The 984-nt window shown below is 71.1% G+C and carries 1 protein-coding gene; it reads left to right on the forward strand.

Going from position 1 to position 984, the window contains the following annotated elements:
* Nucleotides 1-767: methyl-accepting chemotaxis protein (locus FV228_RS30845; RefSeq protein ID WP_246694098.1), on the forward strand; the 767-nt coding region annotated here is incomplete at its 5' end.
* Between the last annotated feature and the right edge of the window lie 217 nt (nt 768-984).

Below are 984 nucleotides of genomic sequence, written 5' to 3' on the forward strand. Positions count from 1 at the left end.
AGGCGGCGTCGGTGGAGGAGCAGTTCGCCGCCGTGCAGGAGACCGCCGCCACGGTGGACGAGATCACCCATTCCGGCGCCCAGATCGGCAAGCGCGCCACCGAGGTGATCGCCACCGCCCAGGCCACGGCCCAGACCTCCCGGCAGGGCCTGCGCGCGGTCTCGGACACCGCCAAGGCGATTGACGCGATCCGCGAGCAGGCCGAGGCGGTGGCCGGCAACATCGTCAGCCTGTCGGAGAAGACCCAGACGATCGGGGACATCATCGAGACGGTCAACGACATCTCGGAGCGCACGCACCTGCTGGCGCTCAACGCCGCGATCGAGGCGGCGGCGGCCGGCGAGAGCGGGCGCAGCTTCGCCGTGGTGGCTTCCGAGATGAAGCTGCTCGCCGATCAGGCCAAGGCGGCCACCGGTCAGGTCCGGGGGATTTTGGGCGAGATCCAGCGGGGCATCAACACGTCGGTGATGCTGACCGAGGAGGCGGTCAAGCGCGCGGCGGCCGGCAAGACGCGCTCGGACACGACGCAGCGGACGATCGAGGAGATCACGGCGCGGGTGGAGGAGAACGTGCAGACGTTCCAGCAGATCGTGGCCTCGACCAACCAGCAGCAGCTCGGGATCGAGCAGGTGATGGGCGCGCTGCAGAACATCCGCCAGGCCAGCCAGCAGACGGCGGCCGGCACCCGCGAGGTCGAGGCGGCCTCGGCCAACCTCACCGAACTCGCCCAGGCCCTCATGGCCCTGGCCGAACGCTACCGGCACTGAGGGCCGGCGCCGGTCCCGGAAGCAACCCAGGCCGCGGGTCGCCTTCGTGCAATGAAAAACCCCGGGGGCCAGGGGCACCCGGGGTTCTGCACGACCTGAGCGGCCGGGCCGCCGAGGCGGCTCCCGGCCGAGACAACTCCCGGCCCGGAGGCCGGGAGCGTCGCGGGTCCTAGTACGAGCCGAACTTGTAGTTCAGGCCGGCGCGGACGACGGCGAA

The organism is Methylobacterium sp. WL18 (genome assembly GCF_008040015.1).
GTDB lineage: Bacteria > Pseudomonadota > Alphaproteobacteria > Rhizobiales > Beijerinckiaceae > Methylobacterium > Methylobacterium mesophilicum.